At 69.5% G+C, this 23,149-nt stretch carries 22 protein-coding genes; 4 read left to right on the top strand and 18 right to left on the bottom strand.

The annotated features are described in order from the left end of the window. Window positions 1-70: 70 nt before the first annotated feature. The 3 genes from QM591_RS03120 to QM591_RS03110 are packed head-to-tail and all read left to right on the top strand — an operon-like array spanning window position 71 to window position 2,782. Window positions 71-628, top strand: coding sequence for a VOC family protein (locus tag QM591_RS03120; protein WP_415129516.1), 558 nt, complete (start codon window positions 71-73; stop codon window positions 626-628). After that, entirely contained in the window at window positions 625-1,350 is a 726-nt protein-coding gene (locus QM591_RS03115) for a GntR family transcriptional regulator (protein WP_415129514.1), read from the top strand. The genes QM591_RS03120 and QM591_RS03115 overlap by 4 nt, the downstream gene beginning before the upstream one ends. Before the next feature lie 55 nt (window positions 1,351-1,405). After that, window positions 1,406-2,782 carry an NADP-dependent succinic semialdehyde dehydrogenase gene (locus tag QM591_RS03110; RefSeq protein ID WP_415129512.1) on the top strand — a complete coding sequence of 459 codons (1,377 nt, stop codon included), beginning with the start codon at window positions 1,406-1,408 and terminating at the stop codon, window positions 2,780-2,782. A 62-nt stretch (window positions 2,783-2,844) separates the two neighbouring features. Here the strand turns inward: QM591_RS03110 and QM591_RS03105 are convergent, their stop codons facing one another. The 13 genes from QM591_RS03105 to QM591_RS03045 form a co-directional block, all read right to left on the bottom strand. Then, window positions 2,845-3,480, bottom strand: a complete 636-nt coding sequence (locus QM591_RS03105; protein WP_415129510.1) for a cupin domain-containing protein — start codon at window positions 3,478-3,480, stop codon at window positions 2,845-2,847. After that, on the bottom strand, window positions 3,477-4,160 hold the full coding sequence (locus QM591_RS03100) for a cupin domain-containing protein (protein WP_415129508.1): 684 nt from the start codon (window positions 4,158-4,160) through the stop codon (window positions 3,477-3,479). Before QM591_RS03100 ends, QM591_RS03105 begins: the two co-directional genes overlap by 4 nt. A gap of 79 nt (window positions 4,161-4,239) precedes the next feature. Next, window positions 4,240-5,547 (bottom strand): M24 family metallopeptidase, encoded by a 1,308-nt coding sequence (locus QM591_RS03095; protein WP_415129506.1) that lies wholly within the window; start codon window positions 5,545-5,547, stop codon window positions 4,240-4,242. Beyond that, complete coding sequence (locus tag QM591_RS03090) at window positions 5,544-6,017, bottom strand: RidA family protein (protein WP_415129504.1); 474 nt, start codon at window positions 6,015-6,017, stop codon at window positions 5,544-5,546. The genes QM591_RS03095 and QM591_RS03090 overlap by 4 nt, the downstream gene beginning before the upstream one ends. Window positions 6,018-6,042: 25 nt before the next feature. After that, the gene (locus QM591_RS03085) at window positions 6,043-7,680 is read right to left on the bottom strand and encodes an amidohydrolase (protein ID WP_415129502.1); all 1,638 of its coding nucleotides are present in this window, start codon (window positions 7,678-7,680) and stop codon (window positions 6,043-6,045) included. A 14-nt stretch (window positions 7,681-7,694) separates the two neighbouring features. Continuing rightward, window positions 7,695-8,411, bottom strand: a complete 717-nt coding sequence (locus tag QM591_RS03080) for an ABC transporter ATP-binding protein (protein WP_415129500.1) — start codon at window positions 8,409-8,411, stop codon at window positions 7,695-7,697. After that, entirely contained in the window at window positions 8,408-9,211 is an 804-nt protein-coding gene (locus tag QM591_RS03075) for an ABC transporter ATP-binding protein (RefSeq protein ID WP_415129498.1), read from the bottom strand. Before QM591_RS03075 ends, QM591_RS03080 begins: the two co-directional genes overlap by 4 nt. Further along, window positions 9,208-10,497: an ABC transporter substrate-binding protein gene (locus tag QM591_RS03070; RefSeq protein ID WP_415129496.1), complete on the bottom strand. Its 1,290-nt coding sequence runs from the start codon at window positions 10,495-10,497 to the stop codon at window positions 9,208-9,210. The genes QM591_RS03075 and QM591_RS03070 overlap by 4 nt, the downstream gene beginning before the upstream one ends. Window positions 10,498-10,502: 5 nt before the next feature. After that, complete coding sequence (locus tag QM591_RS03065; RefSeq protein WP_067162065.1) at window positions 10,503-11,609, bottom strand: branched-chain amino acid ABC transporter permease; 1,107 nt, start codon at window positions 11,607-11,609, stop codon at window positions 10,503-10,505. Continuing rightward, window positions 11,609-12,475, bottom strand: coding sequence for a branched-chain amino acid ABC transporter permease (locus QM591_RS03060; RefSeq protein ID WP_415129494.1), 867 nt, complete (start codon window positions 12,473-12,475; stop codon window positions 11,609-11,611). The genes QM591_RS03065 and QM591_RS03060 overlap by 1 nt, the downstream gene beginning before the upstream one ends. 244 nt (window positions 12,476-12,719) lie before the next feature. Beyond that, window positions 12,720-14,102: a M24 family metallopeptidase gene (locus QM591_RS03055; protein WP_415129492.1), complete on the bottom strand. Its 1,383-nt coding sequence runs from the start codon at window positions 14,100-14,102 to the stop codon at window positions 12,720-12,722. A 43-nt stretch (window positions 14,103-14,145) separates the two neighbouring features. Then, a complete protein-coding gene (locus QM591_RS03050; protein WP_415129490.1) occupies window positions 14,146-14,853 on the bottom strand; it encodes an SDR family NAD(P)-dependent oxidoreductase in 708 nt (235 codons plus the stop codon). Further along, a complete protein-coding gene (locus QM591_RS03045; protein WP_415129488.1) occupies window positions 14,850-15,743 on the bottom strand; it encodes a cupin domain-containing protein in 894 nt (297 codons plus the stop codon). Before QM591_RS03045 ends, QM591_RS03050 begins: the two co-directional genes overlap by 4 nt. A gap of 270 nt (window positions 15,744-16,013) precedes the next feature. Here QM591_RS03045 and QM591_RS03040 point away from each other — a divergent pair, with 270 nt between their 5' ends. Then, complete coding sequence (locus QM591_RS03040; protein WP_415129486.1) at window positions 16,014-17,453, top strand: amidohydrolase family protein; 1,440 nt, start codon at window positions 16,014-16,016, stop codon at window positions 17,451-17,453. Window positions 17,454-17,585: 132 nt separating this feature from the next. Here the strand turns inward: QM591_RS03040 and rlmB are convergent, their stop codons facing one another. The 5 genes from rlmB to QM591_RS03015 all read right to left on the bottom strand — a co-directional run bounded on the left by rlmB (window position 17,586) and on the right by QM591_RS03015 (window position 23,078). After that, window positions 17,586-18,578: a 23S rRNA (guanosine(2251)-2'-O)-methyltransferase RlmB gene (gene rlmB / locus QM591_RS03035; RefSeq protein WP_415129484.1), complete on the bottom strand. Its 993-nt coding sequence runs from the start codon at window positions 18,576-18,578 to the stop codon at window positions 17,586-17,588. After that, entirely contained in the window at window positions 18,571-19,983 is a 1,413-nt protein-coding gene (gene cysS, locus QM591_RS03030) for a cysteine--tRNA ligase (RefSeq protein ID WP_415129482.1), read from the bottom strand. Before cysS ends, rlmB begins: the two co-directional genes overlap by 8 nt. Before the next feature lie 79 nt (window positions 19,984-20,062). Further along, entirely contained in the window at window positions 20,063-21,259 is a 1,197-nt protein-coding gene (gene ispD / locus QM591_RS03025; RefSeq protein ID WP_415129480.1) for a 2-C-methyl-D-erythritol 4-phosphate cytidylyltransferase, read from the bottom strand. Further along, window positions 21,256-22,554 (bottom strand): acyltransferase family protein, encoded by a 1,299-nt coding sequence (locus tag QM591_RS03020; RefSeq protein ID WP_415129478.1) that lies wholly within the window; start codon window positions 22,552-22,554, stop codon window positions 21,256-21,258. The genes ispD and QM591_RS03020 overlap by 4 nt, the downstream gene beginning before the upstream one ends. A gap of 41 nt (window positions 22,555-22,595) precedes the next feature. Next, window positions 22,596-23,078, bottom strand: coding sequence for a CarD family transcriptional regulator (locus QM591_RS03015; protein ID WP_067162088.1), 483 nt, complete (start codon window positions 23,076-23,078; stop codon window positions 22,596-22,598). Window positions 23,079-23,149: the final 71 nt, after the last annotated feature.

Here is a 23,149-nt window from a genome sequence, read left to right as displayed (position 1 = left end):
AGCTGGGGCATTGATCTGGATACAATGACGATGCTCACCTGCACACCGCCGTGACGAGAGGAGCCACGGGATGCCGATTCCGGGTATGCGCGGGACCGATCATGTGGGATTCACCGTCCCCGATCTGGACGAGGCCGAAGAGTTCTTCGTCGACGTCCTGGGCGCCGTCCACGTCTACACGCTCGGCCCCAAGCGCGCCGACGACGACTTCATGTCGGTGAACCTCGGCGTGCACCCCCGCACGGAGATCACCGAGATCCGCTTCCTTCGTCTGGGCAACGGCAGCAACGTCGAGCTGTTCCACTACGCGAGCGCCGACGGCCAGGCGCCCCAGCCGCGCAACAGTGACATCGGCGGTCACCACCTGGCGCTGTACGTCGACGACCTCGACGCCGCCGTGGCCTACCTCCGAGACAGAGGCGTGGAGGTCATGGGCGATCCCGTCTCGAGCGCGGGCGCGTCGGCGGGGCAGCGGTGGGTGTACTTCCGGAGCCCCTGGGGCATGCAGTTCGAGCTCGTCTCCTTCCCCCACGGCAAGGCGTACGAGAAGGAGGCGACGACGCTCCTGTGGCATCCGGCATCCTCGCGCGAGACGATCGGACCCGAAGAGGAACCGGCGCGCTCATGACCGCGGACACTCTGCCCCCCACCGACGAGAGACCGCCGCACAGCGCATCGGAGCAGGAGTCGGGACGCACCCGTGACGGGGATGCCGGCGCGCGCATCGCCGAGGGGATCCGCACGAAGATCATCGCCGGGCTCTACCCGCCCGGCACCCGCATCCGCCAGGAAGACGTGGCGGCCGAGTTCGGCGCGAGCCGCGTGCCCGTCCGCGAGGCGATCCGCCAGCTCGAGTACGAGGGGCTGGTGACGGTGCGCGCCAACGCGGGCGCGTGGGTCTCCCGCCTCACCCTCGCCGAGTGCGAGGAGGTCTACCAGATGCGGGAGCGCCTCGAGCCGCTGCTCCTGCGCTATGCCGCACCCCACCTCGACGACCAGGCCCTCGCGCACCTCGGCGACCTCGCCCAGCGCATCAGCGCCGCGGGACCCGACACCGAGCAGTTCCTGCTGCTCGACCGCGAGTTCCACCTGGCCAGCTACGCCCCCGCCCAGACGTCGCAGCTGGAAGACCTCGTGCGCAAGCTCTGGAACACGACGGCGCCCTACCGCCGCGCCTATGTCTCGTCGTGGGGCAACGACGCGCGCCGGATCGCGCACGAGGAGCACCACCTCATGGTCGCCGCCCTCAAAGACGGAGACCTCGAGGAGGCGGAGCGAGTGCTGGGCGGCCACATCCGACGCACCCGTCGGCAACTCGCCCGCACTCCCGAGATCTTCGACACCGACTGAGCACCGCCCGCGGGCAACGTCGCCGTTGCCGCACGCCTGACAGAGAGAGACATCCATGGCCATCGCCTCCATCAACCCCGTCGACGGATCGGTCGTCGCGCAGTTCGACGCGCACGACGACCGAGAGATCGAGGACCGCATCGCTGCCGCCTCCGCGGCCTACCGCTCGCTCCGCGGCACCGACTTCGCCACGCGTGCCGGCTGGATGCGGTCAGCCGCGGACATCCTCGACGCCGACGTCGAACGCGTGGCCGAGCTCATCACCACCGAGATGGGTAAGCCCCTCGCACAGGCCCGCGCCGAAGTGCACAAGTCGGCGACGGCGATGCGCTTCTACGCCGACCACGCCGAGGAGTTCCTCTCGGGCGCCGAGCTGGACGACCCGTCGGTCGTCGGCGCGTCAGCCGCACGCACGGTGTATCAGCCGATCGGTGTCGTGCTGGCGGTCATGCCGTGGAACTACCCGATCTGGCAGGTGATCCGCTTCGCCGCACCGGCCCTCATGGCCGGCAACACGGGACTCCTCAAGCACGCGTCCAACGTTCCGCAGGCCGCGCTCTACCTCGACACCCTGTTCGAGCGGGGCGGCTTCCCACAGGGGTCGTTCCGATCGCTGCTGATCCCGGCGGCGAAGGTCGAGGGAGTGCTCCGCGACCGACGGGTCGTGGCGGCGACCCTGACCGGGTCCGAGCCCGCCGGCCGATCGGTCGCCGCGATCGCCGGATCGGAGGTCAAGCACGTCGTGCTCGAGCTCGGCGGATCCGACCCGTTCATCGTGATGCCCTCGGCCGACCTGGACCGCGCCGTCGCGACGGCTGTCAGCGCCCGCACGAGCAACAACGGGCAGGCCTGCATCAACGCCAAGCGCTTCATCGTGCACCGCGACGTGCACGAGGCCTTCGTCGAGAGGTTCGCCGCCGCGATGGCGGACCTCACCGTCGGGGATCCGATGGCCGACACCACCGACATCGGCCCCCTTGCCACCGAGTCGGGGCGAGACGAAGTGGCGGGGCTCGTGGCCGACGCGCTCTCCTCGGGCGCCACGGCGGTGGTGGGCGGGGCGGTGCCCGACGGACCGGGATGGTTCTACCCGCCGACCGTGGTCACCGGGATCACCGACACCATGCGGCTCTATCGCGAAGAGGCCTTCGGTCCGGTCGCCTCCGTCTACCGCGCGAACGACGCCGCCGATGCGCTGCGGATCGCCAACGACACGACCTTCGGGCTGAGCTCGGCGGTCTGGACGAGCGATGAGGAGGAGGAGGCGTTCTTCATCCGCGGGCTCGATGCCGGTGCGGTCTTCGTCAACGGCATGTCCATCTCCTACCCGCACCTGCCGTTCGGCGGAGTGAAGGACTCGGGCGTCGGCCGCGAGCTGTCGGCGGAGGGGATCCGCGAGTTCTGCAACCTCAAGTCCATCTGGAAGGCCTGACCCGCCGAACGGACGCCTCGGCCCGCTCCACCGACCCCACGAGCCGGGGAAGGCGGCGCGGGTCAGGCGTGCGGGACGGGATCGAGGGCGTGACGGTCTCGCACGAACCAGATGGCGCGCACGCGCACGTCCCCCGCGTTCCAGAACCGGTGGGGCAGCGCGGAGTCGAACACGATCGAGTCGCCCGGCACGAGAGTCGTCGCCTGCCCGTGCACCTCCACGCTCAACTCGCCCTCGATGATCACGCCGTACTCGCGCCCCTGGTGCACGATGTGCTCGGCCGGGGCCTCGGTGCCGGGCGCGTAGATCACTTCGAGGAACTCGGCGTCGACCTCACCCACCGCGGTGAGCCGGCTCCACTGCGGCCCCGAGCTCAGCTTGATCGTCGGGTGCTCGCCGCCGCGCTGCACGATCCCCGCCGAGACGAGGTCGCCGCCATCCTCCCACGGCTCCGGGACGGCGGCGGGGGGCACCGGGGCGTCCGGGTCGAGGAGCACATGCATCTGGACTCCGAGCTCGGCTGCGACGGCGTAGAGGGCGGGAACGCTGAACGAGCCGATACCGCGCTCCACCTGCGAGACGTGGCTGGCCGAGACGCCGATGCGGCGAGCCAACTCGCGCACGGTGAGACCCGCGGCCGACCTCAGCTGGCGGATCCGCTCCCCCACGGTGTTCCACGGCGTCTGGGGTTCGCTCATCGCGTGCCCCGGTCGTCGTCCGCGGCGCGGCCGTGGAGCCTTCCCATGGCGTCGAGGACATCGACGGCGCTGCGGATGTCCGCGGGTGCCACGGCGGCGTCCGAGCGGGTGGCGCCGAGGATGTACCACACGCCCTCGGCCACCTCGTCGGTGTGATTGACGTAGTAGTGCGGACGCTGCGCGTCGAAGCACAGCGAGTCGCCCGCGCGGAGGACGAAGGTGTCGAACTCGAGCTTGAGGGTGAGCTCACCGCGAACGATGTAGCCGTGCTCCACTCCGACGTGACGCATGTGGGTCTCATCGATCGAGCTCGCCGCGCCGGGCTGATACGTGGCGCGGACGGCATCGACCCCTTCGTCGCCCGTGACGGCGAGGCTGCGCCAGGTGACGCCGTTCTGCATGACGATCTCGGGCGCGTCCTCGAGGGGCTGGACCGGGTGCGAGCGTCCGCGCACGGCGGGCGGGACCGCCGCCGGCGGGTGGTGACCGAGCACGTCGTCCACGGAGAGCCCGAGACAGCTGACGATCGCGTACAGCGTGCTGACCGAGGGCTGCACCTTCCCGGTCTCCACTTGCGAGAGCAGGCTCGGCGAGATCGCCGCCTGCGCCGCCGTCGCGCGGAGGCTCAGCCCCTGCGCGGTACGCGCCGCCCGGATGCGTTCACCCAACTCCGCCGTCATGGCGCTCCCTTCGCGACTCCGACCCTACCGGGTGATGTGCCGTGAGACTGAACAGTCGCGCGACTGTGTCACCGATGCGTCAATAGGGGTTCGCGACGAAGAGCTCCTGCGCCGGGAACCGCGTGAGCACCTCGATCCCGTAGTCGGTGACCACGACCTCCTCCTCGATCCGGGCCGCCGAGGAACCGTCCGACGCCGGGCAGTAGGTCTCCATCGCGAAGACCATCCCCGCCCGCAGCTCCACGGGGTCTGCGAGCGAGTTGAGCCGGGAGATGATGGGCCGCTCGTGAAGGCCGAGGCCCAGCCCGTGGGCGAACTGGAGCCCGAAGGCGGCGAGCTCGTTCTCGAAGCCGAAGTCCTGTGCCTGGGGGAGGACGGCGGCCACCTGGTCGCTGCCCACGCCCGGACGGATCGCGTCGAGCGCGGCGTCCATCCACTCGCGCGCCTGCTTGTAGGCGTCGTGCTGGCTGGGCGTCGCCCAGCCCACGCCGAACGTGCGGTAGTAGCACGTGCGGTAGCCGTTGTACGAGTGGATCACGTCGAAGAAGGCCTGGTCGCCCGGACGGATGATCCGGTCGGTGAAGTTGTGGGGATGCGGATTGCAGCGCTCGCCCGAGATCGCGTTGATGGCCTCGACCTGGTCACTGCCGTACTCGTACAGTCGCGCGTTGGCCAGCGCCACGATCTCGTTCTCCCGCACGCCCGGGCGGAGGGCGTCGGCGATGTCCTGGTAGACACCGTCGACCATCGCCGCCGCCTGGTTCAGCAGCATGATCTCGTCCTGGTTCTTGATCACGCGGGCATCGAGCATGCGCTGCTGCGCGTCGACGACGCGGATCCCCCGGCGCTGCAGCTCGAACAGGAACGGAGGCTCGACGATGTCGATGCCCACGGGGGCGTCCTGCAATCCGGCCTCGGTCAGCAGCGACACGATCTCGTCGACGGCCGTCTTCATGAGGTCGGCGCCGCCTTCCGGCGCCACCGCGCCGCGGAAGCCGAGGAACCCGGCGCGGTAGTTCTCGTCCGGCACCCAGTCGGAGTAGAGCTTGTGGTGCCGGACGGCCGACCCGAAGTCCCACAGGATCGGATCGTGATCGCGCATGAGGAGCGCGTAGCGGATCATCTTGTCGCCGAGCGCTCCGCCGATCCAGGTCTGGGTGGTGTAGCGGATGTTGTAGAAGTCGAACAGCAGGAAGGCGCCACACTCGCTCGCGGCGAGTGCTTCCTTCGCCCGCCCGAGCCGATACTCGCGCAAGCGGTCGAAGTCGACGCGGTGCTCGTAGTCGACCCCCATGATCCCCGGCGCGCCGAGCGGGCGGACCCCTGCCGGACGATCGACCGGTCGCTCGAATCGGCGCGCGTTGTGGCCGTGCCCGTGCCCGCTCATGCGTCGTCCTGCGCGGGCGCGGCGGCGACCACGTGGAACTCGAACCGCAGTCGCGGGTCGGTGGCGAGGCGGACCACCTGCACCGTTGTGCTGGTGGGGATGTGTCCGCCGAACCACGCCGCCTGGTGGGCGTTGACGACGTCCTGGTCCGCCTCGACGTCGGTGAAGAACCGGATCATGTTCACGACGTCCCGGCGACCGCAGCCGGCCGCGGCCAGGGCGAGGTCGAGGTGGTCGAAGGCGTTCGCGACCTGTCCGGCGGCATCGGCGGGGATGGCGTCGAAGACCTCCGGCACGTGGGGGTGGTCGTGGTACACAGGAGCCCCGGTCACACCGCTGATGAAGACGAGGCGCGACGGGTTCACGACGCGCATCGCGGGGACGAAGGGACTGACGATGGCCGGGTCGTAGCCGTCGTGGTGGATCACGTCGGCCTGCCCGACGCGTCGCGGGGCGGGGATCTGAGTCATCTCGTCTCCAGGTGCTCGTTCGCCCTCACAGGGCGGGGGATCGGTGGGTCACGCGACCGGCGAGGATCGTGAGGTCGCTGACGATGTGTCGCAGCTCCTCGTCGGTGCAGGTGTAGGGGTCGGTCGAGGGCACGCAGAGATCGGCGTCGTATCCGGGCAGGATCCGGCCACGGTGTGCCTGCTCTCCCGTGAACCATGCGGCGTCGCGCGTGTAGGCAGCCAGAGCGGCGTGCCGGTCGAGGCGGTGAGCGACCTCGCGCTCCCCCCGACCGTCGAGGGTTCCCCCGGTCACGAGCCACCAGATCGACGCCCAGGGCGAGAACCAGTTGGCCCGCGTGGCGTCGGTGCCGCCGCCCACGACGATGCCGAGCTCGCGCATCACGCCGATCGGGGGCGCGACGCTCGTGGCATCGGCTCCCCACGTCTCCACGTAGTCGCCGCCCTTGAGCACGAGACGGTTCTGGACGAGGATCCCCGCTCCCAGGCGCGCGAGACGCTCGAGGTTGCCGCGGCTCGCCTCATCGGCGTGCACGATCGACCAGCCGCGTCCCGCGACCAGACCGGTCTCCTCCTCCACGCGCTCCCACGCGTCGAGGATCCGCCCGAGGGTCGCATCCAGCACGGCGTGCACGCTCATCCGCCAGCCGCGCAGGGCACACAGGCGCACGACCGAGACGAGTTCCTCGAACGCGGCGTCGGGGACCGTGAACGGGTCCAGCCCCTCCATGTCGTGGCATCCGAGGTGCGGGATCTCCCCCACCCCCACCACCCGGAGCAGGTCGTCGCCGGCATCGGGTTGGACGAGGGTCGTCAGCGCGTCGATGTCGGCGACCTCGCCGCCGCGCGTCCACGCCGAGACGAAGAGCCGAGCGCGGATGCCGAGTTCCCCCGATCGCCAGACGGCGTAGATCGGGTCGTAGTCGCGAGGGGTGACCAGGAGCCCGCCACCGTCCACGACGCCGGTCAGGCCGTGGCGGGCGAACTCGGCGGCCATCTCCCGCACGCCGCGCTCGGACTCGGCCGCATCGGCTGCGAGGGCCAGGGCGATCGGACCGGCGAAGGCCCCGACGCCGTGGAGGAGTCCGGTGAGCCGGCCCTCGTCGTCCCGGTCGAGGTGGCCCCGCACGGGGTCCTCGGACGCGTCGGAGAGCCCGCACGCGGCGAGCCCCGCCGAGTTGAGGACGCCGACGTCATACAGCTCCTGCACATAGACAGGGTGGCCGGGCGCCGCTTCGTCGAGCTCATGCCGAGTCGGGATGCGCCCCTCGGCGAACTGCGAGCGGTGCCAGCCGCCGACCACCGAGATCCACTCGCCGGCCGGACGGGCAGCCGCCGCATCGCGGACGGAGCGGAGCGCCTCGTCGACCGAGGTCACTCCTTCCCAGTGCAACGAGCGGCTCCACGAGTTGGCGCCGCGGACGGCGTGGATGTGCGAGTCGTTCAGACCGGGGAGAACGCGGCGACCGTCGAGATCGATCACCTCGGCCGCCAGCGCTGCGTAGGGCGCGAGGTCGTCGTCGGAGCCGATGGCGACGATGCGTCCGCCGGCCACGGCGACCGCCGTCGCTTCCGCGGGGCCGGCGCCCGGATCGGCGAAGGTGGTCACCTTCCCCCCGCGCAGGACGAGATCGACCAGTGGCAGGGCGTGCGGGATGGAGCTCATGGGACGGGTTCCGCTCAGATGCTGAGGTGTCGTTCGAGGAGCACGTCGTCGGCGCGCAGCTGCTCCGACGTCCCCGACCAGGCGATCGTGCCGGAGTCGTCGATCACGATGACGCGTTCGGCGATGTCGAGAGCCAGATCGACGTTCTGCTCCGCGATGAGGATCGACAGGCCCGACGCGCGCAGGCCCTCGAGACGGTCCTGGATGACATCCAGCACGCTCGGGGCGAGGCCCTCACTGGGCTCGTCCATGATCAGCAGTGACGGGTTGGTCATGAGGGCGCGTCCGATCGCGAGCATCTGCTGCTCGCCGCCGGAGAGCGAGCGCGCCATCGACCCCGAGCGTTCGGCGAGCCGCGGGAAGAACTCGAACACGCGCTCCACCGTCCAGGCCTGCCCGTCGTGCGCGGACCGGCGGCGAGGCACGACCGTCAGGTTCTCCAGCGTCGTCAACGAGCCGAAGACGCGCCGCCCTTGCGGGACGAGGGCGATCCCCGCCCGCGAGATGCGGTGGACGGGCATCTTCGTCAGCTCCGCGCCGTCGTAGGTGATCGAGCCGGCCGACACCGTCGGCGGACGCAGACCGCAGATCGCGCGGACGAGCGTCGTCTTGCCCATGCCGTTGCGGCCGAGGAGCGCAACGCTCTCGGCAGCGCCGATGGTGAAGTCGACACCGTGGAGCACTTGCGCCGTCGCGTATCCGACGTGGAGCCCCGTCACCTGCAGAGTCACTTCTTGTCCCGCCTTCCGAGATAGATCTCCTTCACGGTGGGGTGATCGCGCACCTCGTCGGGCGTGCCCGTGACCACGTGCCGACCGTTCTCCATGCACATCACCCGGTCGGTGAGTCCGAGGGCCAGCGACATGTCGTGCTCGATGAGGAGGATCGGGAGCGTCCGCGGCAGTGACTCGATGAGGTCGCGCAGTGTCGTCCGTTCGGCGGCGGACAGGCCCGCAGCCGGCTCATCGAGCAGCAGGATGCGCGGCTCCGTCACGAGCGCCATCGCGATCTCCAACTGTCGCTGCTCCCCGTGTGACAGGTCCGCCACGGTGTCATCGCGGCGACTGGTGAGGTCGACCGAATCCAGCATTTCGATCGCACGCGTCGTCACCTCGTCGCGCAGGCCCTGGGTGCGCCAGAAGACCCGCGCCTGCGAGGAGCCGCCACGCGCCGCGACACGCACGTTGTCGAGCACCGTCATGTCGCGGAAGAGGTTGGAGACCTGGAACGTGCGCCCCACTCCCAGCCGCGCGCGGCGCGCCGTGTCGAGCTTGGTCACGTCTCGCCCGAACAGATCGATCGCGCCGACCGTGGGCGGCACGTCGCCCGCGATCATCTTGAACAGGGTCGTCTTGCCCGCGCCATTGGGTCCGATCACTCCCATGCGCTCGCCCGGGGCGAGGGAGAGGGAGATCCCGTCCACGGCCTGGACACCGCCGTAGCGCTTGCCCAGCTCCGTGACCGCGAGCGCGGGGGCGGAGGCCCCGGATCCGTGTGGACCCGGGACCCCCGCAATGGCCGATGTCGTCACTCGAGCCCCTGGAAGCTCTGCGAGTACGTCGGCTGAGCCAGAGCCTCTTCGGGCGTGCGGCCCAGCCACTGGTCGACGTCCTCGAAGGTCGCGATCGGCGTGTTGTAGAAGTTGCCGTCGTCGCCGGCGGTCACCTCGCGGATGTAGACGGGACCGACGACGTTGTTGTAGTCGTCCCACGAGACGCGGCCGAAGATGCTGTCCTCGAACGTGTACTCGGTGATCGCGCTCACGAGGTCTTCACCGGTGACCATGCCCTTCTCCTTGAGCACTGAGGCCACGAGGGAAGCGGTCACGTACCCGCCGGCCACGTAGGCACCGGGCACCTTGCCGTCAGAGAACTCCTTGTACGCCTCGATGAACTCGGCCACCGCGTCGCTGTCGCGACCCTCGGCCCAGTAACTCACCGACTTGACGCCGACCACCTGGTCACCCATCGCGCGAAGGGTGCCCTGGTCGATCGAGCAGCAGTTCATGAGGAGCTTGGACGGGTCGAGCCCGAGGCCCAGGTAGGCGTTGAGGAAGTTCGGCCCCGGGGCGCCACCCGCAGTGGCGACGTAGACGACGTCTGCTCCGGCGGCCTGGATCTGCGACACGTAGGTGGAGAAGTCGGTCGTCGTGTTCGGGAACCAGATCTGCTCCTTGACCTCGCCGCCGTTCTGGGTGAAGCCCTGGACGAACCCGGCGCACGACTCCCATCCGAAGGCGTAGTCGGCACACAGGGTGACAGCCGTCTTGTTGCCGCCTTCCGTGGCCGCCCATTCGCCGCCGGGGTAGTTGGCCTGCGAGCCGCCCATCGAGCCGGTGCGGACGGTCAGGTCGTTGGCGTTTCGCTGAGTCAGGTCGTCGGAGGCGGCGACCGGGTGCAGGTTGGGGATGCCGACGCTGGAGGTGTACTCCGCGACCGCGAGCGCGGTGTTGGCGATGAGCGGTCCGACGATGAAGTCGACCTTGTCCTGCTCCACGAGCTTGTGCGCCTTGGTCAGCGAGGTCTCGGGGTTCCCGGCGTCGTCCTCGACGATCGTCTCGATCGTGATGCCGTTCACCTCCTTGCCGTTGAGCTCCCAGTACAGGTTCCAGCCGTCGACCATCTCCTGGCCGGCGACGGCGAAGTTGCCGGTCGTCGGAGAGATGTAGCCGACCTTGAGGGTGCCGCCGTCGCCGGCTCCGGGCTCACTGGCCGCCGGCTCGTTGGCTCCGGGAGGGGCACAGGCGGTGAGGGCGAGAGCGGTGACCGCGGCGATGCCGGCCGCGGCGAGAGCTGATCGACGACCGCGTGTCTTCATTGACGTCATTGCAGGTCCTTTCCTTGGGGTGGGTGAGGTGCCGTGTGATGTGGTGCACGGTGGGTGCCGTCGGGTGTGGAGACACCGTCGGGCGCGCCCCGATCGGGCGGGGGCGCCGAGGACGCTCGTGCACGCAGCCGGCGGTAGAGCTTTCTGGTGCTGCCGGCGATGCCCGCGCGGGCGAAGAGGATCACGAGGATGAAGATGAGGCCGAGGATCGTGGGCCAGCGATCGACGTGGCTGGACAGCACGTTCTCGACCAGCACGACGATCGCCGCGCCGATGAGCGGACCGAGGAGGGTTCCCACTCCGCCGAGGATCACCATGACGATCAGGTGCACCGAGCGGTCCACACCCGCGGAGGACGGGCTCACGAAGTGGGTGTGCCAGACCGCGAGCAGACCCGCGAGACCGGCGACCGTGCCCGACATCATGAACGCGCCGAGCTTGTAGGAGCGGACGCTGTAGCCGAGGCTCCGCATCCGGCTCTCACTGTCGCGGATGCCGCGCAGGCTCGCTCCGAACGGCGAGTTGCCGATCACCCAGAGGGCGGCGGTCGCCGCCACGAACACGCCCAGGACCACGTAGTAGTAGATCCAGTACGAGTCCATCCACTCGGGACGCGCGATGCCGGAGATGCCGTTCTCTCCCCCGGTGACCGACGATAGCCGGAAGGCGAGGCCATAGATCAGCATGCCGACGGCGAGGGTGACCATGAGGAAGTAGATGCCACTCGTCCGCATCGACAGGAGTCCGTAGACGAGCGAGACGAGGAGGGTCATCCCGAGCGCGAACAGCACCTGCATGCCCGGATCGAAGCCCTGCCGCGAGGCCCATCCGGCCCCGTAGGCGGAGGCCGCCGCGATGCCCGCGTGACCCAGGGAGACCATTCCACCGTTCCCGGCGAGGAAGTTGACGCTCGTGGCCAGCGTCGCCGCGATGAGGATGGTCGAGGACAGCGAGACGAAGAAGCTCGACACTCCCAGGTAGGGAACCGCCAGGGCGGCGACGAGCAGGAGCCCGAGCAGTGCGATGTTGACGAGCTGCCCGCGGTCGCGGCGGGGGGCGCCGAGGGTGCGGACCGTGCGGGTTTCGACGATGCGGTTGCTCATCAGGCAGCCTTTCCGAACAGGCCTGTCGGGCGGAAGACGAGGACGAGGGCCATCGGCAGGAAGATCGTGAAGTACGCGAGCTCGGGGATCCACGCCTTGGCGAAGGCATCGATGAGTCCGATCAGCACGCTTCCGACGGCGGCACCGGCGACGCTGCCGAGCCCGCCGATGATGATCACGACGAGCGCGTAGAGGAGCACCTCGTTCTGCACGCCCGGGAGGATGCTCTGCATGCCCGCCCCGATCGTGCCGCCGATCGCGGCCAGCGCGGCCCCGACGACGAACATGCCCGTGAACACCCAGCGGATGTTCACTCCCATCGCGGTGATGATCTCCCGGTCGTCGACACCGGCCCGGACGACCGCGCCGACCCGGGTTCGGGTCTGGACGAGAGCGAGCGCGACGCCGATGACGACGGCCAGGACGATGACGAAGATCCGGTACCACGGGTAGGCGAAGTCGCCGATCATCAGCGCGCCGGGGATGCGGACCGAGTTGGGGAGGTTCTGGGGGTCTCCGCCGAAGACGGCGAGGCAGAGGTCGGCGATCACGAACGAGACGCCGATCGTGAGGAGCACCTCGGGCATCTCCTGCCCTCGCACGAAGCGGAGGAGAAGCACCTCCACGACGAACGCGGTGAGGCCGACCGCCACGACGGCGGCCACGACCGCGACCAGCAGGTTGCCGGTGAGGGTGGCGATCACGACGCCGATGTAGCCGCCGAGCATGTAGAAGGCGCCGTGGGCCATGTTCACAATCCGCATGAGACCGAACACGAGCGTGAGGCCACTGGCCAGGAGGAAGAGCAGTGCGCCGAAGCTCAGTCCGTTGAGGACTTGCTGCGCGAGGAATACGGGTTCGAACACCGGGTGTCAGACCTTCCACATCGTCGGGGATCCGTCTGGGATGGATTCCAGTGAAGCAATCAGTGAACACTCTGTCAAGTGTCACTGCACATCAGTCAATTCAAAGTGCACATCTCGGCCGCGCGACCGGGCCGGGCCGGACGGGCTCGCCGTCGACGCGTGCGAAAAGCAGGGGCAGACGGGCGCCGCCGGCCGCCATCGGGCGACACGGCGGCGCTCAGCCTGCTTTTCGCACGGGGGGCGGTCAGGCCTCGCCCCGCCCTTCGGGCGTGTTGAGGTGGGACTGGGAGTCACGGATACCGGCCAGCGGCCCGTTCACCGTGAAGTAGCGCCCGCCGCCGGCAACCAGCAGTTCCTCGGCGGGGAACTTGGTGATCACTTCGCAGCCGTCGGCGGTCACCACGACCTCTTCCTCGATGCGGGCCGCGCCCCAGCCGTCGGCGGCCGGCCAATACGTCTCCAGGGCGAAGACCATCCCCTCCTCGAGCACCTCGGGGTGATCGAGCGAGGTGAGGCGGGAGAAGATCGGCTTCTCCCAGATCGAGAGCCCCACGCCGTGTCCGTACTGCAGGGCGAAGGCGGCTTCTTCGTCGGGGAAGCCGAACTCCTCGGCCGTGGGCCACAGCTCGACGATGTCGGCCGTCGTCGCGCCGGGCTTGACCGCCGCGATCGCCCGGTCCATGTACTCACGGCACCTCTTGTAGGCGTCGCGCTGGGCGGGGCTGGCCGATCCGACGGCGAAGGTGCGGTAATAGCAGGTGCGGTAGCCGTTGTACGAGTGCAGGATGTCGAAGAACGCCGGGTCGCCCGGCCGCACCGCACGATCCGAGTACACGTGCGGGTGCGGAGCGCACCGCTCGCCCGAGATGGCGTTGACGCCCTCCACGTACTCCGACCCCTGGTCGTACAGGGACTTCGCGACGAGCCCCACGCACTGGTTCTCGCGCACGCCCGGCCGCAGGAACTCGTAGAGCTCGTCGTAGGCCGCATCGACCATCGAGGCCGCCGTGGTGAGGAGGGTGATCTCGTCCTCCGTCTTGATGCGACGCGCCTCCATGAACACCTGCTGGCCGTCGACCACCTCGATCCCCTCGCGTTGCAGCGCGAAGAGGATGGGGAGCTCGACCACGTCGACACCCAGCGGCTCGTTCGCCAGCCCGAAGCGCTCCAGCTCCCGCTTGATCTTGCGCGCGACCTCCTCGGCGATCCCCGCGTCGGGCGGGAAGGCCCCGCGGAGGGTGGAGATGCCCGCGCGGGCACCCGATTCCTGGCGCGGCCGCGTGGCCCCGTGGTGCGGAGCGTGCGGGTCGGCGTCGGCCTCCATGTGGGTCTCGTGCAGCCACGGGTTCAAGAGCGCATGGTGCTTGGCCGCGGAGCCGAAGTCCCACACGATCGGGTCGGTCTTGCGGGTGACGAGGCAGAAGCGGATGAGCTTGTCCATCGCCCAGGTGCCGATGTGGGTGGCCGAGGCGTAGCGGATGTTGGAGAAGTCGAACGCGAGGACCGCCCCCAACGACGACCGCTCGAGCTGCGCATGGAGACGGGCCAGTCGCTCGTCGCGGAGCCTTTCGAAGTTGACCCGCTGCTCCCAGTCGACACCCATCGTGCCGCGTGTCGCGATGCTCATGATCGCTCCTTCCTCTCGTTCTGCCGATCGCGTCCGACGCGGCTCAACTGATGCGCCAGCCGCGGTCGACGTTCAGGCTGTGCGCCGACACCCCGCGGTTGAACAGCAGGAACTTCGTCGCATCGACGACATCGAGCATCGTTGCCAGGGCCCCGCCGGGGGTGCGGCTCTCGTATCCGCTCAGGACGCCTTCGGGCTTGCCCGCCCAGAACGGGGAGTCGCCGATGATGCCGGGATGGAGCGAGTTGACGCGGATGGGCGCGAGCTCGTGCGCAAGGGTGTTCATGAGGCCGTCGACGCCGCCGTTGATCGTCGACACCGTCGTCGATCCGGGATAGGGGGCGTCCTTGGCCCGGCCGCCGAAGAGCACGATGCCGGTGTCGACCGACGGCTCGAGGCGATCGAGAAGGGTATGGATCGTCTCGGTGTATCCCACGAGCTTCAGCGTGATGAGCCGGCGGGCGCGGGCGATGTCGTACTCGCGCAGCGTGTTGGCGTCGCGTTCGATCGCTGCCATCACGACCCCGTCGAGGGCCCCGACGCCGCGAAGTTGCTCGGCGATGCCTTCCGGCTCCGACACGTCCAGCGCGATGCCGACGGCCCGGTCGCCGAGTCCGGCGGCCACCTCCTCCGCGGTCTCGCGGCTGCGGCTGGTGAGGACGACGCGGTCGCCACCGGCCACCAGGTCCTTCGCCAGTTCCAGCCCGATCCCCGAGGATCCTCCGGCTACGAGAATGGTCCGTTCGCTCACATCTCCTCCTCGAGACGTTCTTCCAGGTACTGCCAGTCGCGCACGAAGCGGTACGCGTGTCGTGGGGGCATCTGCGGCGACTGGGTCTCCAGCCACTGCACTTCGTCGCCGGTCGCCTCGAACGAGTGGACGCAGCCGACGCCGGCCCACGCGATGTCGCCTTCCGTGAGGAGGAACTCCTCACCGTCGAACATCGCCCGCACTTCGCCCTCGGTGATGAGGTAGGCCTCTTCGAGCGGGTGGTCGTGCGGACCGGCCTTGCCGTCCGGCGCGTAGCGCACCATGAACAGCGTCCCGAGGGTCGCACCGAGGTCGGAGTCGACCATCATCTTCAGGGTGATGCCGCTGTAGACCAGCAGAGCGGTGCGCATGCTCGCCGAGACCGCCAGCAGCTCCTGCGACTGCCGTCCCGGGTTCATGTGCTCGTCGGTGATGTTGCCGAACGAACGAGTCCGGGGGTCGCGCGTGTCGACGGAGATGGGTTCGCGCTCCGGCAGCTCGGGAACCCGGTAGGTGTCCGAGCCGTAGCGTTCCCGCGCGGGCGGAGCGAACAGATCAGACCACGCGGCGCCGTGCTCGCCCGAGGCGCGCCACGCGTGCGGAACGCCGATCGGGATGACGCCGTAGTCGCCGGCGACCAGCCGCACGGTGGCCTCGGGGGTGACGAGCACCACCTCGCCCTCCAGCACGTGGAAGCTCTCCTCGAAGGAGTGGACGTGCGACGCGGTGCTGCCGCCGGGCGCGAGTCGGGTGATCCCGAAATCGGTGTGCGCCGCGCCGTCTTCCTCTCCCACTCCGCGCCAGCGGGTCACGCCCACCGACCCCGGGGCGAGGGGCCCCGGATCGACGTACTCGGCCTCCGCTGCGCGGCGGACCACGAACCTCGCCATGCGCTGCCTCCCTGCAGTTGCGTCACTCGGGCGTCCTCGCACCGAGGGGTGGACCGACCACGTCCAGAGTGTTCAGTCCTACTGAACTCACTGTAAACCACGGCGCGCGATCCGTGTCAAGCCGAGCGGGAGCGAGGAAACCTGAGAGACGATCAAGAGCCTCTTCCGAATCGCGTCACGATGGTCCATGCTGGGGTCACCCAGCGTTTGACCCGACTGTACAAAACGCTGAACAACCCGACAACGCAGCTGATCAAAGGAGATGAGCTCATGGCCTCGCCCGCGCTTCACGACGCCGCCCCGCGACCGGGACAACCGGTGCTGTTCACCGGCGGCATCGTCCTGACGATGGATGCCGCCCACACCGTCCTCCCCCGTGGAGACGTGCTCGTCAAGGACGGCGTGATCGCCGAGGTGGGCGAGCACGTCGAGGCGCCCGCCGACGCGTGCGTGATCGATGCCTCCGGCGGCATCCTCATGCCGGGAATGGTCGACACGCACCGGCACATGTGGCAGACCGCGATGCGGGCGTACGGCGCCGACTGGACGCTCACGCAGTACTTCGTTTGGTACTACCTGCAGCACGGCGCCAAGTTCCGCCCCCAGGACTACGCGGCCGGCAACCTCATCTCCGCCCTCGATGCGATCGAGTCCGGCGTCACGACGAGCGTCGACTGGTCGCACGGCCTGCGCACCGTGGAGCACGGCGAGGCCGCCTTCGACGCGCTCGTCTCCTCACCCGGGCGCTTCGTCTTCGCGTACGGCAACATCCACCAGTCCCCGTGGGAGTGGACGGCCGATCCCGCCGTGCAGCGCCTGCTGGTCGCGTCGCGCGACGACTCGCGCATGTTCGGCACCCAGATCGCCTTCGACGTCCCCAATCAGGACGAGCAGTTCCCCGAGCTCGCGGCGTACCGCGTGGCCAAGGAGCTCGGCCTGCGCGTGACCACCCATGCCGGTGTCTGGGGCGCGACGAACGACTGGGGCATCCGCAACGCGTATCACGCCGGAGTGATGGAGGAAGGATTCACCTACGTCCACGCCGCGTCGCTGTCGGACGAGTCGTACCAGATGATCGCCGCCACGGGCGGCAATGTCTCCCTGGCGACAGAGTCCGAGGACACCTGCGGCCAGGGCTATCCGCCGATCCATCAGCTGCGCAAGCACGGCATCCCCACCTCGCTCTCGGTCGACACGAGCGTGTGGTTCTCGGCCGACCTGTTCTCGGCGATGCGCGCCACCGTCAACGCCGACCGCGCCCTCGAGCACTTCCACGCGCACCGCCAGGAGCCCGCGGAGACGATCACGCACGTCAAGCTCCGCGCCGAGGACGTCGTGCACATGGCCACCCGCGGCGGCGCCGAGGCCATCGGCGAGATCGACCGCATCGGCTCGCTCGAAGTCGGGAAGCTCGGTGACGTGGTGCTCTTGAAGAACGAGGACTCCCCCACCTGGGCGCCCTTGATCAACCCGTGGGGTCAGGTCGTCTACCAGGCGCAGCGCGGCGACGTGCACACGGTCCTCGTCGGCGGAGAGGTCGTCAAGTGGCAGGGCAAGGTCACGGCGGGAGACCTGCGGGGTGTCCGGGCGAAGCTCGACGAGACGGTCGCGTACCTCGAGCGCGAGGTCGGCGACGACTGGATCGCCGGTCAGCACCCCGACATCCCGGAGACGGAAGTGCTCACCAACCCCTACCAGTACAAGAAGTGACCGCAGCGAACCCGCGCCTCACGCGTCTCCCGGCCCCGATCCATCCGGGGATCTCCGACAGCGTGCGCGTGAGCGCGCGGGGATCTGCCTTAGGTCTCGGGCGGCGTGGGCCTCGGTGAGACCGAGCGCGGTCTACGCCGTGGCGGCGCGGAGAGTGGAGACCTGGTAGAGCGCGACGGAGGCCGCGATCCCGGCGTTGAGCGACTCGGTCGCCGCCGAGATCGGGATCGAGACGACCTGATCGCACGTCTCGGTCACCAGCCGTGAGAGCCCCTTGCCCTCCGACCCCACGACGATCACTACGGGGCGGTCGGCCAGTTGCAGCGCGGGCAGCATGACGTCGCCGTCGCCGTCGAGCCCCAGGACGAAGACGCCCTGCTTCTTGAACTCCTTGAGCGTCGTGGTGAGGTTCGGCGCGACGGCCACCGGGATGCGCGCGGCAGCACCGGCGCTCGTCTTCCACGCGGCGGAGTTGACGCTCGCCGAGCGGCGCTGCGGGATGATGACGCCCTGCCCACCGAAGGCTCCCGTCGATCGCAGGATGGCGCCGAGGTTGCGCGGATCGGTGACCCCGTCGAGGGCCACCAGCAGCGGCAGCTCGCCCCGATCGACGATCTCCTCCAGCAGATCCTGGGGGTGGGAGTACTCGTACGGCGGCACCTTGAGGGCGACGCCCTGGTGGACGCCGTCGAAACCGGCCATCCGGTCCAGCTCGGGCCGGGTCACCTCCATGACGGGGATCTCCCGGTGAGTCGCGATGGAGAGCATCTCCTTGACGCGGTCGTCCATCTCCACACGCTGGGCGATGTAGAAGGCGGTCGCGGGGATCTTGGCGCGCAGCGCCTCGAGCACGGAGTTGCGGCCGGTCACGAACTCGGTGTCATCGTCCTTCTTCGCGCGACCTCCCGACGAGGAGCGTCCGCCCTGGCCGGGCTTGCCCTTGCCGCCCGCCGCGGCGTAGCGCTCCGCCGCGGCCTTGCGCTTGCCTGCGGGGTGCCAGGCGCGGTCCTCGGCCTTCGGGGTGGGGCCGCGGCCTTCGAGCGAGCGTCGGTTCTTCCCGCCCGATCCCTTGGTCGGACCCTTCTTCTTGCCCCTGCCTGCAGCGGGGTTTCCGGGCTTAGCCATCGTTCAGACTCCAATGGGTCCCCTCGGGACCATCCTCGAGGGCGATGCCTGCCGCCGCGATCGCATCGCGGATGCGGTCGGCCGTCGCCCAGTCCTTCTCTTCACGCGCGCGGGCGCGCTGGGTGACCATCGTCTGCACGAGCGCGTCGAGCGCCTGTGTCGCCCCGCCCTCGGCCGCCTGCCACTGCGGGTCGTCGGGGTTCAGCCCGAGCAGTCCCGTCATCCGGCCGACCTGCACGGCGGCGGCGGCAGCGGCGATCTCGTCGCCCGCATCCAACGCGCTGTTCCCGGCCCGAACGGTCTCGTGCACCACGGCGAGTGCCTGCGGCACACCGAGATCGTCGTCGAGCGCCGCAGCGAAGGCCGCAGGGAGGTCGGCGGCGACGAGCTTCGCATCGGCTCCCCGTACCCTCGTGACGCGCTGCTGGAACGAGCGGATACGATCCAGCGCGGCGGCGGCCTCCTCGAACGACGACGCGGTGATGTCGAGGCTCGACCGGTAGTGGGCGGCCGCGAGCGCGTAGCGCACGACCAGCGGATCATGCGTGCGGAGCACGTCGTCGGCGAGCAGGAAGTTGCCGAGCGACTTCGACATCTTCTGGTCGCCGACCGTGACGAGTCCGTTGTGCACCCAGTAGCGGGCGAAGGCGTCTCCGGCGGCGCGGGACTGGGCGAGCTCGTTCTCGTGATGAGGGAAGCGCAGGTCGAGTCCGCCGCCGTGGATGTCGAACTCCGCGCCGAGGTACCGGCGGCTCATCGCCGAGCACTCGATGTGCCAGCCGGGCCGGCCGCGCCCCCACGGCGACGACCATGCCGCATCGTCGGGCTCGCCATCCTTGACGCCCTTCCACAGCGCGAAATCGCGCGGATCGCGCTTGCCACGCGGGTCGGCATCGGCGGCAGACTCCATCGCGTCGATCGACTGACGGGTCAGCTCTCCGTACGCCGGCCACGAGCGTACGTCGAAGTAGACATCCCCCGGCGCCGTCTCACCGGCCGCATACGCGTGGCCCGCCTCGATCAGCCGCTCGATGAGCTCGATCATCTGCGGAATCGATCCCGTGGCGCGCGGTTCGTAGGTCGGCGGGCGGATGCCCACCGCGGCATACGCCCGCGAGAACTCCTGCTCCATGCGGTAGGCCAGTGCCCACCACGGCTCGCGCTCGGTGGCGTTGTCCAGCACCTTGTCGTCGATGTCGGTGACGTTGCGGACGAAGGTGACGGCGCCGAACCGATACTCGAGCCAGCGGCGGAGCAGGTCGAAGCTCAGCGCCGCCCGCACGTGGCCGATGTGCGGCCCGGACTGGACCGTCGGCCCGCAGACATACATCGTGACGCGCGCGGGGTCGACCGGGACGAAGTCGCGCAGAGCGCGCGCCTGTGTGTCATAGAGCCGGACCGTCACTGCACCAGCCTACCGGCGCCTGCCCCGAGAACGATGTGGGAGGCACGGGGCCCTGAACCGCGACAGGGGCGGGCGACGCTCAGACGGGATGGACGAGGGCGACGGCGAAGGCGGCGACTCCGTCTCCGGTGCCGGTGAAACCGAGTCCGTCGGTCGTGGTGGCCGACACGCTCACGGGAGCCCCCAGCGCCACGGTCAGCACACGCTCGGCCTCCGCCCGGCGCGCAGCGAACCGCGGCCGACGCGCCTGCACCTGCACCGAGACGTTCCCGATCCGCCAGCCTGCGCTCTCTACGAGCTGACGCGTGCGACCGAGAAACGCCGCAGCGTGCGCACCGGCGTACTGGGGCTGATCGGTGCCGAAGTGCTCGCCGATGTCGCCGAGACCCGCCGCTGCCAGCACGGCGTCGACGATCGCATGAGCGACTGCGTCGCCATCGGAGTGCCCGTGGAGCGCCTGCTCGCCCGGCCATTCCAGACCGGCGAGCCACAGAGTGCCATCGCCGCCGAAGGCGTGCACGTCGGTTCCGACTCCCACTCGGGGCAGAGTCGGCGTCCCCTCCGCGCGATGCCCCCGCCCGTGACCGAGGAGCGCCCGGGCGCGATCGAGGTCGGCGGAGGTCGTGATCTTGAACGACCGCTCGTCGCCCTCCACGGTCGTCACCGCGTGACCGGCCGCCTGGACCGCCGCCGCATCGTCGGTGTGGTCCTCGGTCGCTTCGACGAGCGCTGCGAGAAGAACAGCACGCCGGAAGCCCTGCGGCGTCTGGGCGGAAGCGAGGACGGAACGGTCCACAGCCTCGACGACCTCCTCACCGTCGACGCGCTTGATGGTGTCGACGACCGGAAGAACGGGGAGGACCGCATCGCGCCCGTCTTCGAGCGCCGCCACGACCCGGGCGAACACGTCGGGCGGTGTCAGCGCGCGAGCCGCATCGTGGACGAGAACGAACTCGACGTCGGGCCAGACGGCCGCCAGTCCCGCCGCGACGGACTGCTGCCGGGTGGAACCTCCCGCGACGATCCTGATCAGATCGCGCCGCTCCCCCGCGAGACCCTCGACCTCGGTGCGGGCATCGCCGAGGCGGTCGGCGGGAACGACGACGACGATCTGCGCCAAAGGCCCCGCCAGCACGCCGGTCAAGGCGTGGTGCAGGATGCTTCGTTCGTCGATCCCGACGAACGCCTTCGGAGCCCCCGCGGCCAACCGCGTTCCCGAGCCAGCCGCCACGACGATGATCGAGGTGTGAGGCCGGGGAAGCACGGAGTCCGTCATGACTCCGAGACTACCGAGCGCGACTCCGGTGACGGCTCGTGCGCGCTGCGCCCGCGGCGACGCAGGAGCACGACCGCCACCGTCAGCAGGATCGCACCGGAGACGGCCGAGCCGAGGTCGAGGAACCACTGCATGACGACGAAGGGCGGGACGAAGGCGCAGACCCATGCCACGGCCACGACCGTCGCAGACGGTGCGGGACCGATATCGCCGATGGCCTCCCACCTGACGATCAGGAGCGACAGGGCCAGGACGGCGCCGAGGACCACGACGAACATGACGGGCCTCGACCACCACCACGCGGGTGAGGAGGGCGCGGGCGCCGCGCCGGGGATCAGGAGGGTCGCTCCGGAGACGATGAGGATGACGGGAAGGTGCCACAGATAGACCGTCATCAGTCGCGTCCCCATCACGAAGATGAACGCGCGTACGGGCCGCCATTCCATGAGCTGCCCGAGCGCGGGCCGGGCCAGCCGCAAGAGGCACGCCTGGGCGAGCCCCAGGACGACCAGCGGAAGAGTCGGCGGGTTGAGGTTGCCGAGCATGGACGCGGAGTAGGGCCCCCATGTCGTCAGCGGCCACAACAGGGCGTAGCACGCCGCGGCGATCGCGAGGAGGCTGACGGGGTGCCGGCGGTCGAACCACCCGTCGCGGTACCAGAAGCCCAGTTGCTGCACGAGGGGCCACACCAGCAGCAGGTTGACGAGCCCGATCTCGGTCACACCGGTCGTGAACCTCACCGCGTCGACGACGATCACGCCGATCGCCAACACGAGCAGGGTTCGCCGCGGCGCCCGCTCGTGGAGGCCCACCATCACCGGCACCAGCGCTTGGCACAGCAGGTAGGCGGCGAGGAACCACAGCGGCGAGCCGGCGCCCACGGCGGCCGCCGCGACGACGTCGGGAGCCAGCTGGGCCAGCGCCGCGGTCGCCAGGACGATCGCGAAGAACACGAACACCGGGAGCGCGGGCTGAGCCAGGCGAAGAGTCCTGCTGCGGATGAACCCGGTGGCGTCTCCCCCGCGCGCACGCCACGACGACCACCCGGCCGCCGAGGCGAATCCGCCCACCACGAAGAAGAGCGGCATGATCTGGCCGACCCACGTCGCCGCGTTGAACCAGGGCTCTTGCTCGGCGGGACGCGACGTGACGAGCGATCCGTCGGGCCCGACACCGATCCCCACCTGGAGCAGGTGGACGATGATCACGAACAGCACGCAGAGGACGCGTGCGAGATCGAGGGTGAGATCGCGACGACGGAGGTCGGGAACCGACCCGGGCGCAGAAGGGCTCATCGCCCCATCATGGCGCGCGGAGACCCTCGAGCGAGGGATTGTCAGCTGGCGAGGACCTCGTCGAGAACGGCCGAGGCCTTGTCCTCGTCGGTCTTCAGCGCGAGCGCGATCTCGGAGACGAGGATCTGACGGGCCTTCGCGAGCATGCGCTTCTCGCCCGCCGACAGACCACGGTCCTGGTCACGGCGCCACAGGTCGCGCACGACCTCGCTCACCTTGATGACGTCGCCGGAGGCCAGCTTCTCGAGATTCGCCTTGTACCGGCGCGACCAGTTGGTCGGCTCCTCGGTGAAGGGAGCGCGAAGCACGTCGTACACGCGCTCCAGACCGTCTTGGCCGATCACGTCGCGAACGCCGACCAAGTCGACGTTGTCCGCCGGGACCTCGATGACGAGGTCACCCTGCGTGACATTCAGCTTCAGGTACTTCTTGGTCTCGCCCTTGATGATCCGGTCCTTGACCTCGATGATCGTCGCGGCGCCGTGGTGCGGATAGACGACCGTCTCGCCAACCTCAAAAAGCATGCAGTTATGTCCTTTCGGCAACCTCAAGGATACCACAGCGCAGATAGGGTAAGGTTCGCCGCCTGACCCCT

It is taken from the genome of Microbacterium sp. (assembly GCF_047607225.1).
GTDB lineage: Bacteria > Actinomycetota > Actinomycetes > Actinomycetales > Microbacteriaceae > Microbacterium.
Note: the sequence above shows the minus strand (reverse complement) of the source record. Positions and strands in the feature narration are given on the sequence as shown.

What these genes read in the sequence shown, in the direction of transcription:
- QM591_RS03120 (WP_415129516.1), top strand. Translation starts at nt 71, where the DNA reads ATGCCGATTCCGGGTATGCGCGGGACCGATCATGTGGGATTCACCGTC.
- QM591_RS03115 (WP_415129514.1), top strand. Translation starts at nt 625, where the DNA reads ATGACCGCGGACACTCTGCCCCCCACCGACGAGAGACCGCCGCACAGC.
- QM591_RS03110 (WP_415129512.1), top strand. Translation starts at nt 1,406, where the DNA reads ATGGCCATCGCCTCCATCAACCCCGTCGACGGATCGGTCGTCGCGCAG.
- QM591_RS03105 (WP_415129510.1), bottom strand. Translation starts at nt 3,480, where the DNA reads ATGAGCGAACCCCAGACGCCGTGGAACACCGTGGGGGAGCGGATCCGC.
- QM591_RS03100 (WP_415129508.1), bottom strand. Translation starts at nt 4,160, where the DNA reads ATGACGGCGGAGTTGGGTGAACGCATCCGGGCGGCGCGTACCGCGCAG.
- QM591_RS03095 (WP_415129506.1), bottom strand. Translation starts at nt 5,547, where the DNA reads ATGAGCGGGCACGGGCACGGCCACAACGCGCGCCGATTCGAGCGACCG.
- QM591_RS03090 (WP_415129504.1), bottom strand. Translation starts at nt 6,017, where the DNA reads ATGACTCAGATCCCCGCCCCGCGACGCGTCGGGCAGGCCGACGTGATC.
- QM591_RS03085 (WP_415129502.1), bottom strand. Translation starts at nt 7,680, where the DNA reads ATGAGCTCCATCCCGCACGCCCTGCCACTGGTCGATCTCGTCCTGCGC.
- QM591_RS03070 (WP_415129496.1), bottom strand. Translation starts at nt 10,497, where the DNA reads ATGAAGACACGCGGTCGTCGATCAGCTCTCGCCGCGGCCGGCATCGCC.
- QM591_RS03065 (WP_067162065.1), bottom strand. Translation starts at nt 11,609, where the DNA reads ATGAGCAACCGCATCGTCGAAACCCGCACGGTCCGCACCCTCGGCGCC.
- QM591_RS03055 (WP_415129492.1), bottom strand. Translation starts at nt 14,102, where the DNA reads ATGAGCATCGCGACACGCGGCACGATGGGTGTCGACTGGGAGCAGCGG.
- QM591_RS03045 (WP_415129488.1), bottom strand. Translation starts at nt 15,743, where the DNA reads ATGGCGAGGTTCGTGGTCCGCCGCGCAGCGGAGGCCGAGTACGTCGAT.
- QM591_RS03040 (WP_415129486.1), top strand. Translation starts at nt 16,014, where the DNA reads ATGGCCTCGCCCGCGCTTCACGACGCCGCCCCGCGACCGGGACAACCG.
- rlmB (WP_415129484.1), bottom strand. Translation starts at nt 18,578, where the DNA reads ATGGCTAAGCCCGGAAACCCCGCTGCAGGCAGGGGCAAGAAGAAGGGT.
- ispD (WP_415129480.1), bottom strand. Translation starts at nt 21,259, where the DNA reads ATGACGGACTCCGTGCTTCCCCGGCCTCACACCTCGATCATCGTCGTG.
- QM591_RS03020 (WP_415129478.1), bottom strand. Translation starts at nt 22,554, where the DNA reads ATGAGCCCTTCTGCGCCCGGGTCGGTTCCCGACCTCCGTCGTCGCGAT.
- QM591_RS03015 (WP_067162088.1), bottom strand. Translation starts at nt 23,078, where the DNA reads ATGCTTTTTGAGGTTGGCGAGACGGTCGTCTATCCGCACCACGGCGCC.